The following is a 13,213-nucleotide window of genomic DNA, read 5'->3' on the forward strand; positions in this document are numbered from 1 at the left end:
GGCGCTTAAAGGACCTTCTATCATGCCTGGCGGACAAAAAGAAGCACATGAGCTTGTAAAACCGATTCTTGAAGCCATTTCTGCAAAAGTTGACGGAGAACCTTGTACGACATATATCGGGCCGGACGGCGCCGGCCATTACGTAAAAATGGTGCACAACGGAATTGAATACGGAGATATGCAGCTGATCTCTGAATCATATTTCATTCTGAAACAGGTGCTGGGCCTTTCTGCTGATGAGCTTCATGAAGTTTTCGCTGAATGGAATAAAGGTGAGCTTGATAGCTACCTGATTGAGATTACGGCTGACATCTTCACAAAAAAAGACGAAGAGACAGGCAAACCGCTTGTTGATGTGATTCTTGATAAAGCAGGCCAAAAAGGAACAGGAAAATGGACAAGCCAAAGCGCACTTGACTTAGGCGTTCCGCTTCCGATTATTACTGAATCTGTATTCGCACGCTTTATCTCAGCTATGAAGGAAGAGCGTGTAAAAGCGAGCGGACTTCTTTCAGGACCAGAAGTGAAGCCTGTTACAGAAAATAAAGAAGAGCTGATTGAAGCGGTCAGAAAAGCGTTGTTCATGAGTAAAATCTGTTCATACGCGCAAGGATTTGCCCAAATGAAAGCTGCTTCTGAAGAATACAACTGGGATCTGAAATATGGTGAAATCGCTATGATCTTCCGCGGTGGCTGCATCATTCGTGCGGCATTCCTTCAGAAGATCAAAGAAGCTTACGATCGCGAGCCTGAGCTTGACAACCTGCTTCTTGACAGCTATTTCAAGAATATTGTAGAAAGCTACCAAGGAGCGCTTCGCCAAGTGATTTCACTTGCAGTTGCCCAAGGTGTGCCGGTGCCATCATTCTCAAGCGCATTAGCCTACTATGACAGCTACCGCACAGCCGTACTGCCTGCAAACTTAATCCAAGCACAGCGCGACTACTTTGGCGCTCATACTTATGAGCGTACTGACAAAGAAGGCATCTTCCATACTGAATGGATGAAGTAATCAATAGAAACCCCCGAAGCTCTAGAGCTTTGGGGGGTTTTGTTATTAAAAAGATTGTTATACCTTTGTGGCAACTGCAAAAAAGCCGAAAATGCTTACAAGCATTTTCGGCTTTTTTCTTCTTATTATATATTCCACCAGTGTAAGCCGTCTTTCGCCAAAAGATCATCAGATTCTTTCGGTCCCATTGAGCCTGATTCGTAGTTAGGAGATAAGGTTTTGTTTGCTGCCCATGTTTCAGAAATAGAGTCGACAAAGCTCCAAGAAAGGGCAACTTCATCCCAGTGTGCAAAGTTTGTTGCATCGCCAAGAAGACAGTCGTGAATTAGTTTTTCATATGCTTCAGGGGTGTTCAACTCGTCATTGCAATTGCTGCAATAATCGAGTTTGATTGGCTGTGCGTGTGCTGCTCCGCCAAGCTTTTTAGCATTTAAGTAAAGCGTAATGCCTTCGTCAGGCTGAATATGAATGACAAGCAAGTTCGGATTCATGTTGTTTTCATTACCGTAGTACAGGTTCATCGGAATGTCCTTAAATTGAACGACAATTTTTGTGGACTTTTCTTTCATTCGTTTTCCGGTTCTGATGTAGAATGGAACACCAGCCCATCTGAAGTTGTCGATCAAGAGCTTGCCGGCAACAAAGGTTTCTGTATTGGAGTCAGGAGCGACATTATCTTCATCTGTATAAGCAGGAACCGGTACACCGTCAATTTCACCAGCTTGATATTGTCCGCGCACAAAGTATTCATCCACTTCGTCTTTTGCAATAGGACGCAGTGCTCTCAGAACCTTCACTTTTTCGCTGCGGATTTCTTCTGTGTTCAATTTGATAGGCGGCTCCATTGCAAGAAGGGCAACCATCTGCATAATATGGTTTTGCACCATGTCGCGAAGGGCGCCTGATTTTTCGTAATATCTTGCGCGGTCTTCAACGCCTAGTGATTCGCTAGATGTGATTTGAATGTTTGAAATGTAGCGGTTTGTCCAAAGCGGTTCGAAAATCGCATTGGCAAATCGAATCACTTCAATGTTCTGAACCATTTGTTTGCCTAGATAATGGTCGATTCTGTAAATTTGATCTTCCGTAAATGCTTCGCGGATTTCTTTATTCAATGCCTGTGCGCTTGGCAGATCATGGCCGAACGGTTTTTCGATGACAAGGCGGGACCAGCCGGTTGTAGCTGTTACACCCTCTGATTTTAATGTTTTTGCAATCGTTCCGAAGAATTCAGGAGCCATTGCCAAGTAGAACATTCTGTTGTTAGGAATTTGATATGTATCTTCCAGCTGGTTAAGCAATACGTTTAGCTCTTGATAAGAACCAGGGTTTGTCACGTCAAACGGGTGATAGTAAAAATGAGACGTGAAATCATCTATATGCTTATCTGCAGATGAGGAAATGGATGTTTTAACAGTTTGGCGAAGATCCTCATTAGACCAAGGTCTTCTTCCAACTCCTACCACTGCAAACTCTTCTCCGATTTGTCCGTTTTGATATAAACGGTGAATAGACGGATACAATTTTCGTTTTGCTAAATCTCCAGTTGCACCGAATATGACAATTACTGCTTTTGGTTGTTGGTTTGTTTTCACTAAAAGTACCTCACTTTATTCGAAGCTTTATTTTAGTACACCCCGTATATTTCCTTCATTTTAAATCTAAAATTCAACGAAAGCAAACATTTAAGCCCTTTTTTAAGCAGAATGCTGAAAAAATGTTTCTAGCACGAAAGGATTGTTCTTTTCAGAGGCAAGATTCACATTTTCCGCTTGATCCTGTATTCTTGTAGGTATCTGGTTCTAGTAGGAGGAAGGAAACGTGGAATTACTTTTTTTAGGGACGGGAGCCGGCATCCCCGCCAAGGCGAGAAATGTAACGTCGGTGGCATTAAAATTGCTTGAAGAAAGGCGTTCGGTATGGCTTTTTGACTGCGGGGAAGCCACACAGCATCAAATTTTACATACAACGATTAAACCTCGTAAAATAGAGAAAATCTTTATTACACACATGCACGGCGATCATGTATACGGACTTCCGGGGCTTCTGGGGAGCCGTTCCTTTCAAGGCGGAGAGGACGAGCTGACAGTGTACGGACCTAAAGGGATCAAGGCGTTTATTGAAACAAGCCTTGCCGTCACGAAAACCCATTTGACATATCCGCTTGCGATCCAGGAAATTGAAGAAGGAATCGTGTTTGAGGACGATCAGTTTATTGTCACAGCGGTATCTGTTATTCATGGAGTGGAAGCCTTCGGGTACCGTGTGCAGGAAAAAGACGTACCGGGTTCCTTGAAGGCTGACGTATTAAAAGAAATGAACATCCCGCCCGGACCTGTATATCAGAAAATCAAAAAAGGCGAAACGGTAACGCTTGAAGACGGACGAATCATCAATGGGAATGATTTTCTGGAGCCTCCTAAAAAGGGAAGATCTGTTGTGTTCTCCGGTGATACGAGAGTAAGTGACAAACTAAAAGAGCTTGCGAGGGATTGTGATGTGCTTGTTCATGAAGCAACCTTTGCTAAGGAAGACCGTAAACTTGCTTATGATTATTATCACAGTACAACGGAACAAGCGGCTGTAACAGCGAAAGAAGCAAGAGCGAAGCAGCTCATTTTAACCCATATCAGCGCAAGATATCAGGGAGATGCTTCTTTGGAGCTTCAAAAAGAAGCGGTTGACGTTTTCCCCAATAGCGTGGCGGCATATGATTTCTTAGAGGTAAACGTCCCGCGAGGCTGAAGGCGGAGCTCTTATTTGACAATTTGTGATGACGTTGTATAATAAAACGTAATCATTACGCTTTATAAGGAGATGTTAATTATGAGAGTAAATGTTACTTTAGCCTGCACTGAAACGGGAGACCGAAATTACATCACAACAAAAAATAAACGCACCAATCCAGACCGTTTGGAGCTGAAAAAATATTCACCGCGTTTAAAGAAATATACCCTTCACCGTGAAACAAAATAATATAAAAGACCGGGAATCCCTTACGGCCCGGTCTTTTTTTACGTTAATTGACTGCCTGGTAAAGAGGAGCGGCCTGCTGGCACGCTGCGCACCATACGTCATAAATAGCCAAGTGAACGATATGAGGTTCATCATGATGGATGTTGTGGGAGCTGTTTTTAGCTTGAATCCAGCCGCTTTGGTTAGATAGAGACAATATGCTGCTGTGCAAGTTTTGCCACTCCTGTTCAGCAGCGAATTTCTCAGTCCGTTCTCCTGATGACAACACAAGAAGAGGCATGTTTCCTAAGTGGACTTGCCGCTTTTTGAGCTCCTGCAGACTTTTTGAAAACTCTGCATGTGTGCCCTCAAGCATCATCTTTCTCGTATGTGATTTGTGCATTTCTTCGGGTATAAAGGTAAAGCTGGCGCAATCGCCTAAAGCTGGGTCAAGAAGGACCATGCCGATAATATCATGCTTGTTTTTGCAGGCCCATAAACCGGTGATGACAGCTCCGTATGAGTGTGAAACAGCCAAATAAGGAGGTTTTACATCAGCTGCTTTAAGCAAACTCTCCAATTCTTTCACTTGTTGATCAGCTGTTCGTTTAGCTCTGCTTTGCCCGCTTTTTCCTATGCCTGCCCGATCATATGTGAAAATGCCAAATTCATCATCAATGTCCGCCATTAATGGTTTCCACGTCTCAGAAGAAGTACCATAGCCGGCCTCAAAGACAATCGTTACACCGCTTGATCCTTTCCGGTGCTGTGTATGAAACGCACATCCGTCAATTGTATATGTCTTTTCCATCCAAGCTGATTTCATTGGAGTCATCTCCTCTAATTGGTTCTACTAGGGAGACGGAGAACCTTAGCCGATCGTTTCTCTAAAAATAAAAAAAGAGATATCCTCTACAGGATATCTCTTATGGGCATTACCAGCCTCTTTCGTATTGAACAGGGGCCGGAATCTCTGTATTGAGCTGTTTCGCAGCAGTTCTTGCAAAGAATGGATCCCGCAAAAGCTCTCTGCCGATAAAGATGAGGTCGGCACGTCCGTTTTGCAGAATTTCTTCAGCCATTGAACCGTCTGTAATCATGCCGACGGCACCAGTAGCCATGTCCGCCTGTTCACGGATTTTCTCAGCGAAGCTGACCTGATAGCCAGGGAATACGTTAATGTCTGCGTGAACAAGGGCGCCTGAGCTGCAGTCAATTAAGTCAACACCCTGCTCCTTCATCCATTTTGCAAAACCGATGTGATCGGCAATGTCTAAGCCTTTATCAGTGTAGTCAGAAGCAGATACACGGACAAATAAAGGACCGTCCCATACTTGTTTGACTTCATCAATGATCTCTCTCAAGAAACGATAGCGGTTTTCAGGTGAGCCGCCATATTCATCTGTTCGATGGTTGGAAAGCGGAGACAAAAATTCATGAATTAAATATCCGTGCGCCGCATGAATTTCAATCACATCAAAGCCGGCTTCTTTTGCGCGGGCAGCCGCTTGCTTGAACTCCTGGACCGTTTCTTTTACTTTTTCTGCTGACATTTCTACAGGTGTTGCTGATTGTTCGTCAAACGCAATCGCCGATGGAGCGAAGATATCTCCTTCAAGCTCAGCTTTACGTCCGGCATGGGCAAGCTGAATGCCGATTTTTGAACCTTGTTCTTTGACCTGCTCAGTCAGTTTTGCAAAGCCTTCAATATGCTCGTCGCTCCAAATGCCTAAGTCTTGGTCAGTGATTCGTCCTTGAGGGTTAACCGCTGACGCCTCTACAATAATCAGTCCGACCTGGCCGATTGCGCGCGATATGTAATGTGCCATGTGGAACGGTGTTAATTTTCCGTCCTTTTCATGAGAAGAATACATGCACATTGGCGACATGACAATGCGGTTTTTTAACGTCATATCTTTAATTGTAATAGGTGTAAATAATTTTCTGGCCATTTCTTTCGCCTCCCGTAAGGTTTTTAGAGATTGATTATATCAAGTCATTTCTTTCCCGTCATATAAACTGCTCAAATGAACCGCTTTTGTCAAACATTTCTGTATAATAGACGAGAAATCAGTTTATTTTTCAGTATAGAAGCATTTTTATTCATAGGAGGGGCGGAATCAATGAATTGGCAGACGAAGGACGAATTGCTGGCACTTTTAACTTCTCTTGTGCAATACGAAAGCATCACCGGTTCAAAGGGCGAGGCAGCGCTTGCAGAGTATCTTTATTTTATTTTGAAGGACAAGCCCTATTTTCAAAAGCACCCTGATGATGTAACACTTCATCCGATGGACGATGGCAGATCTTTTCTTACGGCTCTAGTCAAAAAGAAGAATGTCAAAAAGACAGTGCTTCTGCTGAGTCATTTTGATGTCGTTGACATAGAAGATTACGGCGAATTTAAACATATGGCTTGCAAGCCTGCTGAGCTTTTGAGCTCCTTTTTAGAGAAAAAAGAGCTGCTCCCGGAACGTGTGAGAAGAGATGCCGAAAGCGGAGACTGGCTGTTCGGAAGAGGGACGATGGATATGAAAGCGGGGCTTTGTGTTCAACTGTCGATGCTGGAGAGGGCAATGAACGGGCATTTTGAGGGCAATCTGCTGTTGATAACGGTTCCGGACGAGGAAGTGAATTCAAGAGGCATGATTGAAGCGGTTCCTGCATTGAAGGAAATGGAGAAAAAGCATGATATCACATTAACCGCTTGCCTGAATGCCGAACCGATGTTTGAAAAATTTCCCGGCGATCAGCAGCAATATTTTTATACAGGAAGCATTGGCAAGGTGCTTGCGGGTTTTTTCTGCAAGGGGATTGAGACACATGTTGGAGAGCCGTTTTCAGGCCTAAACGCAAATTTAATGGTATCTGAGATTAACCGTTTGCTTGAACTGAATGCTGATTATTGCGAAAAGGTTGATGGCGAGGTCACTCCGCCGCCGGTAAACTTAATGCAAAAGGACTTGAAAGAGGCATATTCAGTCCAGACACCGCATACAGCTGTCACATTATTTAATGTGCTGTCAATGAAACGCTCAGCTAGTGAGCTGCATCAGATGCTGCTTAAAACAGCAGAACAGGCGGCGGAGGAAATCATGTCGAACGTTCGGAAGAAAACACAGGATTTTCAACAATTTGAGCCATTTCAGCCGATTGAGCGGGACGTCACTGTTTTGACATTTGATGAGCTGGTCTCGCGTGCAAAAAAGTGTGCGGGGATCTCGGAAACAGAGCGGGCTCTAAATTATGCCTTTGCTAACAGGGGCGAGCTTGGAGACAGGGATTTTTCGACGAAAATTGTTTCTGAGCTTGCTTCGCTTTGTAAGGAGGATGCGCCGCTCATCGTTCTGTTTTATAGTCCGCCGCTTTATCCAGCTGTTTCTTCAAAGGATGATCAATTGATCAGAAATACAGCTGATCAGCTTATGCAGTACGCGGCTGAGCGATACGGCATTGCATTACGGGAGGTTCAGTACTTCCCCGGACTTTCGGACTTGAGTTATCTTCAGCTGAAAAAGCAGGAGGTTGATGCATACACAAGCAATATGCCGCTCTTTAACAGAGGATATTCATTGCCAAGCGGTAAAAATCAGGCTTTATATGTCCCAGTTTTAAATGTCGGTCCGGCTGGTAAAGACCCGCATAAATGGACGGAAAGATTGTATATGCCTTATTCCTTTGAAGTGCTTCCCGATTTGCTTTCATTTACGATCTCCGCGCTATTAAAGCAATCAGAATCTGCCGGCCAGCTGCTGCGGGAAAAATAAAAAACAGAAGGCACTGTGCCTTCTGTTTTTGTCCTTACATCTAAGAATGTCTCTCTAAGGCGGCACCGGCAAACTGTTCTTTGATTTCTGCGCTCCGTTTAGCTGTTTCTTCAATACAGTGAATAATTGCTTCTTCAAAGCGGGAGTCCTGTAAAGCGCGAAGACCTGCCTCTGTAGTGCCCCCAGGACTGGTGATTTCTTTACGCAGCTTTTCCGGCTGTTTGCCGCTTTGAAGGAGCATATCTGTTGCCCCTGCCATTGTCTGCAAAATGAGTGCTTTTGCCGTTTCTTTATCTAATCCTACTTTTTGTGCTGCTTTTTCCATCGCCTCAATATAACGATACACATAGGCCGGGCCGCTGCCTGCGATTGCAGTGACAGCGTCAAGATGCCGCTCCTCAACCAGTGTTGCATCACCGATTGTTTCCAATAGAGCTTTTGCGGCAATAATATCATTCTTGCTTGCTTCCGTGCTTACGGAAAATCCGGTTGCTGATTTTCTGATTGCCGCTGATGTATTAGGCATGACGCGAATGACTGCGAGCTTTCTGCCAAAATAATGCTGAATGGTTTCGATGGTAAGGCCTGCAAGTACTGAAATGACAAGCTGGTCCTTGATATACGGCCGGATGCTGTCGATGCTTTCCGCCGCGTCTTTCGGTTTGAAAGCGAGGATAATGATATTGGTGTGAGTGAAAAACTCATTTTTATCTCTGCATGGACGCACGCCGTACGTTTCCTTTAATTCAATCAGACGCTCGTCATTTGAGCGATTTGTAATATAGATATGTTCTGGTTTTGTGATGCCGCTTTGCAAAATGCCGTTGATCATTGCTTCTGCCATTGACCCGGCGCCGACAAATCCTATCTTTTTCATTGATATCCTCCTTCTATCAGAACAACAAAAAACCTTTTCATCACGTAAAGGACGAAAAGGTTCGCGGTACCACCCTCATTAGCACAAATTGTGCTCAGCTCAAATCCCCGTAACGCGGGAAACGTTTAGGTTTTCCTAACCGCGACTTGAGGGCAGGTTCTACAAACAAGCGGGCCGCAACACCTTTCAGCCGGGGGTATCGCTCTCTTAGGCCATTGCCTTGTATACTATTCCTCGTCATAGCGTTCCAATGGTTCTCGTTTTAGTTTGTTGTTCATTATGCAATGGCGGACAAGCTAATGTCAATAGCTTTTTCAAAAAGGTTTGTTCTCATTCTGCAATAATGACACAAGACCGAGAAAAAGCTAAAATATGAATAATGAATGAAGACAAGGAGCGAAAGGATGACAACTGAAGATGTAATTGCGATCCGCGTCCCGACGCCGTTTGCTGTCGGCGATGTTATCGTTTACCTCGTAAAAGGTGATGCACTGACACTTATCGATGCCGGGCCGAATACAAAAGAGGCTGCCAGAGCCCTACAAGAGCAGCTTGCCGCTGTAAATGTGAAAATGTCAGATATCGAGCAGGTTGTACTGACTCACCATCATGCTGATCATGCAGGCTTGCTTGATGTCTTTTCAGATGAAATCGAAGTGATTGGGCATACATTCAACGAACCTTATATCAGCCGAAATCAAGCCTTTATGGATTGGCAAAAACGTTTTTTTCAAAAGCTGCTGCCTGAATTAGGCGTTCCATTTGATACGGGGAAGGCGGAAAAGCTGATTCGATCAGCGTACGCATTTTCCTGTACGAGATCTCTGACAAAATCAATCAGAGAAGGTATGGGCATAGATGGGCTTGAGGGCTGGTCTGTGTTGGAGATGCCTGGACATGCTGAATCGCATATCGTTCTGTTCCATGAAAAAAGCGGAAGGATGCTTGGCGGCGATCTACTGCTGGCCAACAGCTCGTCTAATCCGATTTTGGAAGCGCCGAAAGCGGGAGACGTCAGGTCAAAGCCTTTAGTGGATTATCAGCGGTCATTGCGAAGGCTGTCTCAACTTGATCCAACAATCGTATTTCCTGGTCACGGCGAGCCTATCACCAGTGTACAAGCGCTGATTGAGAAGCGTTTTGACAAGCAGAGGAACAGGACGGAGGATGTTCGTCGCATGCTGGATGAAAAGCCGATGACCGCTTTTCAGGTCTGTCAGCAGCTTTTTCCTGCTGTATATGAAAAGGAATTGTTTTTAACGATGTCAGAAACGGCAGGTCACCTTGATGTGTTGGAGGCTGAAGAAGCCATCACGTCATATTGGGAAGGAAATACCGCATACTTTAAAACAATGAAGAGGTGAAATGGGTGAAACATATAGCGGGAAAAAGGATTTGGATAACCGGCGCTTCAGGAGGGCTTGGTGAAAGAATCGCATACTTATGCGCGGCTGAAGGAGCCCATGTCCTGCTGTCGGCTAGACGCGAGGATCGTTTGATAGAAATCAAAAGGAAAATAACCGAGGAATGGAGCGGACAGTGTGAGATTTTTCCTCTGGATGTCGGCCGCCTAGAGGATATCGCCCGGGTCCGCGATCAGATCGGCTCGATTGATGTACTGATTAACAATGCAGGCTTCGGTATATTTGAAACGGTTTTAGACTCTACATTGGATGACATGAAAGCGATGTTTGATGTGAATGTCTTCGGCCTGATCGCCTGTACAAAAGCGGTGCTTCCGCAAATGCTTGAGCAAAAAAAGGGACATATCATCAATATCGCCTCTCAAGCGGGGAAAATCGCAACACCGAAGTCTAGCCTGTATTCCGCGACCAAACATGCCGTGTTAGGTTACTCAAACGCTTTGCGGATGGAGCTTTCGGGAACCGGCATTTATGTGACAACAGTCAACCCGGGCCCGATTCAGACGGACTTTTTTTCCATTGCTGATAAAGGCGGGGACTACGCCAAAAATGTCGGCCGCTGGATGCTTGATCCTGATGACGTGGCAGCTCAAATTACAGCTGCAATTTTTACGAAAAAGCGGGAGATCAATCTTCCGCGTTTAATGAATGCCGGCACTAAGCTGTATCAGCTGTTTCCAGCTCTTGTAGAAAAGCTGGCAGGACGCGCGCTCATGAAAAAATAATGATGGAACTGCCTGTGGTGGAGTGGCTTGTTTCTCACGGGGCAGTTTTTGATAGTGGAAGGGAGAGATTGTTGAATGTCAGTTCATTCAGAAGTCCTTCATGCTCTGCTTAAAGATCCGTTTATTCAGAAACTGATTGATGCAGAGCCTGTATTCTGGGCAAATTCAGGCAAGAAAGAGGGGCCATTACCCCGTGCAGATGAGTGGGCAACCGAGATAGCGGAAGCGGAAAAAAGAATGCAGCGGTTTGCACCTTACATTGCCGAGGTGTTTCCTGAGACGAAAGGCGCTAAAGGAATCATCGAGTCTCCGCTTTTTGAGGTGCAGCATATGAAGGGAAAGCAGGAAGCGGCATATCAGCAGCCATTTCCCGGAAGATGGCTTTTAAAGTGCGACCATGAGCTTCCGATTTCAGGATCGATTAAAGCGAGGGGCGGGATTTATGAAGTGTTAAAGCATGCTGAAAATCTCGCGCTTCAAGAAGGAATGCTTCAGGAAACCGATGATTACCGCATCTTACAGGAAGAGCGGTTTACCGGGTTTTTCTCCCGCTATTCGATTGCTGTCGGTTCGACAGGAAATCTAGGTTTAAGCATCGGCATCATCGGCGCAGCACTCGGGTTTCGCGTGACAGTGCATATGTCCGCCGATGCTAAGCAGTGGAAAAAGGATCTCCTCCGCCAAAAGGGAGTCACTGTTATGGAGTACGAAACAGATTACAGCGAAGCGGTGAACGAAGGGAGACGGCAGGCGGAACAAGATCCATTCTGTTATTTTATTGATGATGAACATTCTCGTCAGTTGTTCTTAGGATATGCTGTTGCTGCAAGCCGATTAAAAACACAGCTTGACTGTATGAATATACAGCCGAGTCTTGATACGCCCTTGTTTGTGTATCTGCCGTGCGGAGTCGGCGGAGGACCGGGCGGTGTAGCATTTGGGCTGAAGCTTCTATACGGAGATGATGTTCATGTGTTTTTCGCAGAACCAACTCATTCACCTTGTATGCTGTTAGGGCTTTATTCAGGACTTCACGAGAAGATCTCCGTCCAGGATATCGGCCTGGATAATCAGACTGCTGCTGACGGACTTGCCGTAGGGAGGCCGTCAGGATTTGTCGGCAAGCTGATTGAACCGCTTCTGAGCGGCTGTTATACGGTAGAGGACAATACGCTTTATACTTTGCTTCATATGCTGGCTGTATCTGAAGATAAATATTTAGAGCCCTCTGCTCTTGCGGGCATGTTCGGGCCGGTTCAGCTTTTTTCGACAGAAGAGGGAAGGCGCTATGGTCAGAAATATAAGATGGAACATGCCGTACATGTCGTCTGGGGAACGGGAGGAAGCATGGTTCCAAAAGATGAAATGGCTGCGTATAACCGAATTGGTGCTGATTTGCTAAAAAAACGAAATGAAAAATAAGCAGACAGTGAAAAGGTTTTCCGTTACAATCTTTGTAAGGGTTTTAACCTACAGAGAGTCAGGTGTAAACAGTGAAAAATAAAGAACTTAACTTACATACTTTATATACACAGCACAATCGGGAGTCTTGGTCTGGTTTTGGGGGGCATTTGTCGATTGCTGTATCTGAAGAAGAGGCAAAAGCTGTGGAAGGATTGAATGATTATCTATCTGTTGAAGAAGTGGAGACGATCTATATTCCGCTTGTTCGCTTGCTTCATTTACATGTCAAGTCTGCGGCTGAACGCAATAAGCATGTCAATGTTTTTTTGAAGCACCCACATTCAGCCAAAATTCCGTTTATTATCGGCATTGCCGGCAGTGTCGCAGTCGGAAAAAGCACGACGGCGCGGATCTTGCAGAAGCTGCTTTCGCGTTTGCCTGACCGTCCAAAAGTGAGCCTTATCACGACAGATGGTTTTTTATTTCCTACTGCCGAGCTGAAAAAGAAAAATATGATGTCAAGAAAAGGATTTCCTGAAAGCTATGATGTAAAGGCGCTGCTCGAATTTTTGAATGACTTAAAATCAGGAAAGGACAGCGTAAAGGCCCCGGTGTATTCCCATCTAACCTATGACCGCGAGGAAGGTGTGTTCGAGGTTGTAGAACAGGCGGATATTGTGATTATTGAAGGCATTAATGTTCTTCAGTCGCCCACCTTGGAGGATGACCGGGAAAACCCGCGTATTTTTGTTTCCGATTTCTTTGATTTTTCGATTTATGTGGATGCGGAGGAAAGCCGGATTTTCACTTGGTATTTAGAGCGTTTTCGCCTGCTTCGGGAAACAGCTTTTCAAAATCCTGATTCATATTTTCATAAATTTAAAGACTTGTCCGATCAGGAGGCTGACGAGATGGCAGCCTCGATTTGGGAGAGTGTCAACCGGCCGAATTTATATGAAAATATTTTGCCGACTAAATTCAGGTCAGATCTCATTTTGCGTAAGGGAGACGGGCATAAGGTCGAGGAAGTGCTGGTAAGGAGGGTATGA

12 protein-coding genes are annotated in these 13,213 nt (G+C 45.0%); 8 read left to right on the forward strand and 4 right to left on the reverse strand.

Annotation, left to right across the window (positions count from 1 at the left end; genetic code table 11):
- On the forward strand, positions 1–1,012 hold a 1,012-nt coding region (gene gndA, locus RAC86_RS14210; protein ID WP_377885821.1), incomplete at its 5' end, for an NADP-dependent phosphogluconate dehydrogenase.
- Positions 1,013–1,137: 125 nt separating this feature from the next.
- Here the strand turns inward: gndA and zwf are convergent.
- A complete protein-coding gene (gene zwf, locus RAC86_RS14215) occupies positions 1,138–2,607 on the reverse strand; it encodes a glucose-6-phosphate dehydrogenase (RefSeq protein WP_014114310.1) in 1,470 nt (489 codons plus the stop codon).
- Positions 2,608–2,833: 226 nt separating this feature from the next.
- On the opposite strand from zwf, the gene rnz reads away from it, so the two are divergent.
- Both rnz and rpmG read left to right on the forward strand, forming a co-directional pair.
- Complete coding sequence (gene rnz / locus RAC86_RS14220; RefSeq protein WP_004398681.1) at positions 2,834–3,757, forward strand: ribonuclease Z; 924 nt, start codon at positions 2,834–2,836, stop codon at positions 3,755–3,757.
- A gap of 81 nt (positions 3,758–3,838) precedes the next feature.
- Positions 3,839–3,988: a 50S ribosomal protein L33 gene (gene rpmG, locus RAC86_RS14225; RefSeq protein ID WP_003226511.1), complete on the forward strand. Its 150-nt coding sequence runs from the start codon at positions 3,839–3,841 to the stop codon at positions 3,986–3,988.
- A gap of 43 nt (positions 3,989–4,031) precedes the next feature.
- Here the strand turns inward: rpmG and RAC86_RS14230 are convergent, their stop codons facing one another.
- Positions 4,032–4,793: an alpha/beta fold hydrolase gene (locus tag RAC86_RS14230; protein WP_003230373.1), complete on the reverse strand. Its 762-nt coding sequence runs from the start codon at positions 4,791–4,793 to the stop codon at positions 4,032–4,034.
- Between the two features lie 109 nt (positions 4,794–4,902).
- A complete protein-coding gene (gene namA / locus RAC86_RS14235; protein WP_003230377.1) occupies positions 4,903–5,919 on the reverse strand; it encodes an NADPH dehydrogenase NamA in 1,017 nt (338 codons plus the stop codon).
- Positions 5,920–6,090: 171 nt separating this feature from the next.
- Between namA and RAC86_RS14240 the strand changes: the two genes are divergently transcribed.
- The gene (locus tag RAC86_RS14240) at positions 6,091–7,734 is read left to right on the forward strand and encodes a M20/M25/M40 family metallo-hydrolase (protein ID WP_048655115.1); all 1,644 of its coding nucleotides are present in this window, start codon (positions 6,091–6,093) and stop codon (positions 7,732–7,734) included.
- A gap of 40 nt (positions 7,735–7,774) precedes the next feature.
- Here RAC86_RS14240 and proC read toward each other — a convergent pair whose 3' ends face one another.
- Entirely contained in the window at positions 7,775–8,611 is an 837-nt protein-coding gene (gene proC / locus RAC86_RS14245; RefSeq protein ID WP_029317946.1) for a pyrroline-5-carboxylate reductase, read from the reverse strand.
- A gap of 404 nt (positions 8,612–9,015) precedes the next feature.
- Here proC and RAC86_RS14250 point away from each other — a divergent pair, with 404 nt between their 5' ends.
- From RAC86_RS14250 to coaA, 4 genes are all read left to right on the forward strand, one after another.
- Positions 9,016–9,975, forward strand: a complete 960-nt coding sequence (locus tag RAC86_RS14250; RefSeq protein WP_043857773.1) for an MBL fold metallo-hydrolase — start codon at positions 9,016–9,018, stop codon at positions 9,973–9,975.
- A 5-nt stretch (positions 9,976–9,980) separates the two neighbouring features.
- Complete coding sequence (locus RAC86_RS14255; protein WP_004398795.1) at positions 9,981–10,760, forward strand: SDR family oxidoreductase; 780 nt, start codon at positions 9,981–9,983, stop codon at positions 10,758–10,760.
- A gap of 75 nt (positions 10,761–10,835) precedes the next feature.
- Entirely contained in the window at positions 10,836–12,182 is a 1,347-nt protein-coding gene (gene dsdA / locus RAC86_RS14260) for a D-serine ammonia-lyase (protein WP_377885822.1), read from the forward strand.
- A 71-nt stretch (positions 12,183–12,253) separates the two neighbouring features.
- Positions 12,254–13,213, forward strand: coding sequence for a type I pantothenate kinase (gene coaA / locus RAC86_RS14265; protein ID WP_003245966.1), 960 nt, complete (start codon positions 12,254–12,256; stop codon positions 13,211–13,213).

It is taken from the genome of Bacillus sp. LR_5, assembly GCF_042709275.1.

Bases quoted from the DNA above. Each gene is read 5' to 3' on its own strand.
- rpmG (WP_003226511.1), top strand. From the start codon at position 3,839: ATGAGAGTAAATGTTACTTTAGCCTGCACTGAAACGGGAGACCGAAAT.
- RAC86_RS14230 (WP_003230373.1), bottom strand. From the start codon at position 4,793: ATGAAATCAGCTTGGATGGAAAAGACATATACAATTGACGGATGTGCG.
- namA (WP_003230377.1), bottom strand. From the start codon at position 5,919: ATGGCCAGAAAATTATTTACACCTATTACAATTAAAGATATGACGTTA.
- RAC86_RS14240 (WP_048655115.1), top strand. From the start codon at position 6,091: ATGAATTGGCAGACGAAGGACGAATTGCTGGCACTTTTAACTTCTCTT.
- proC (WP_029317946.1), bottom strand. From the start codon at position 8,611: ATGAAAAAGATAGGATTTGTCGGCGCCGGGTCAATGGCAGAAGCAATG.
- RAC86_RS14250 (WP_043857773.1), top strand. From the start codon at position 9,016: ATGACAACTGAAGATGTAATTGCGATCCGCGTCCCGACGCCGTTTGCT.
- dsdA (WP_377885822.1), top strand. From the start codon at position 10,836: ATGTCAGTTCATTCAGAAGTCCTTCATGCTCTGCTTAAAGATCCGTTT.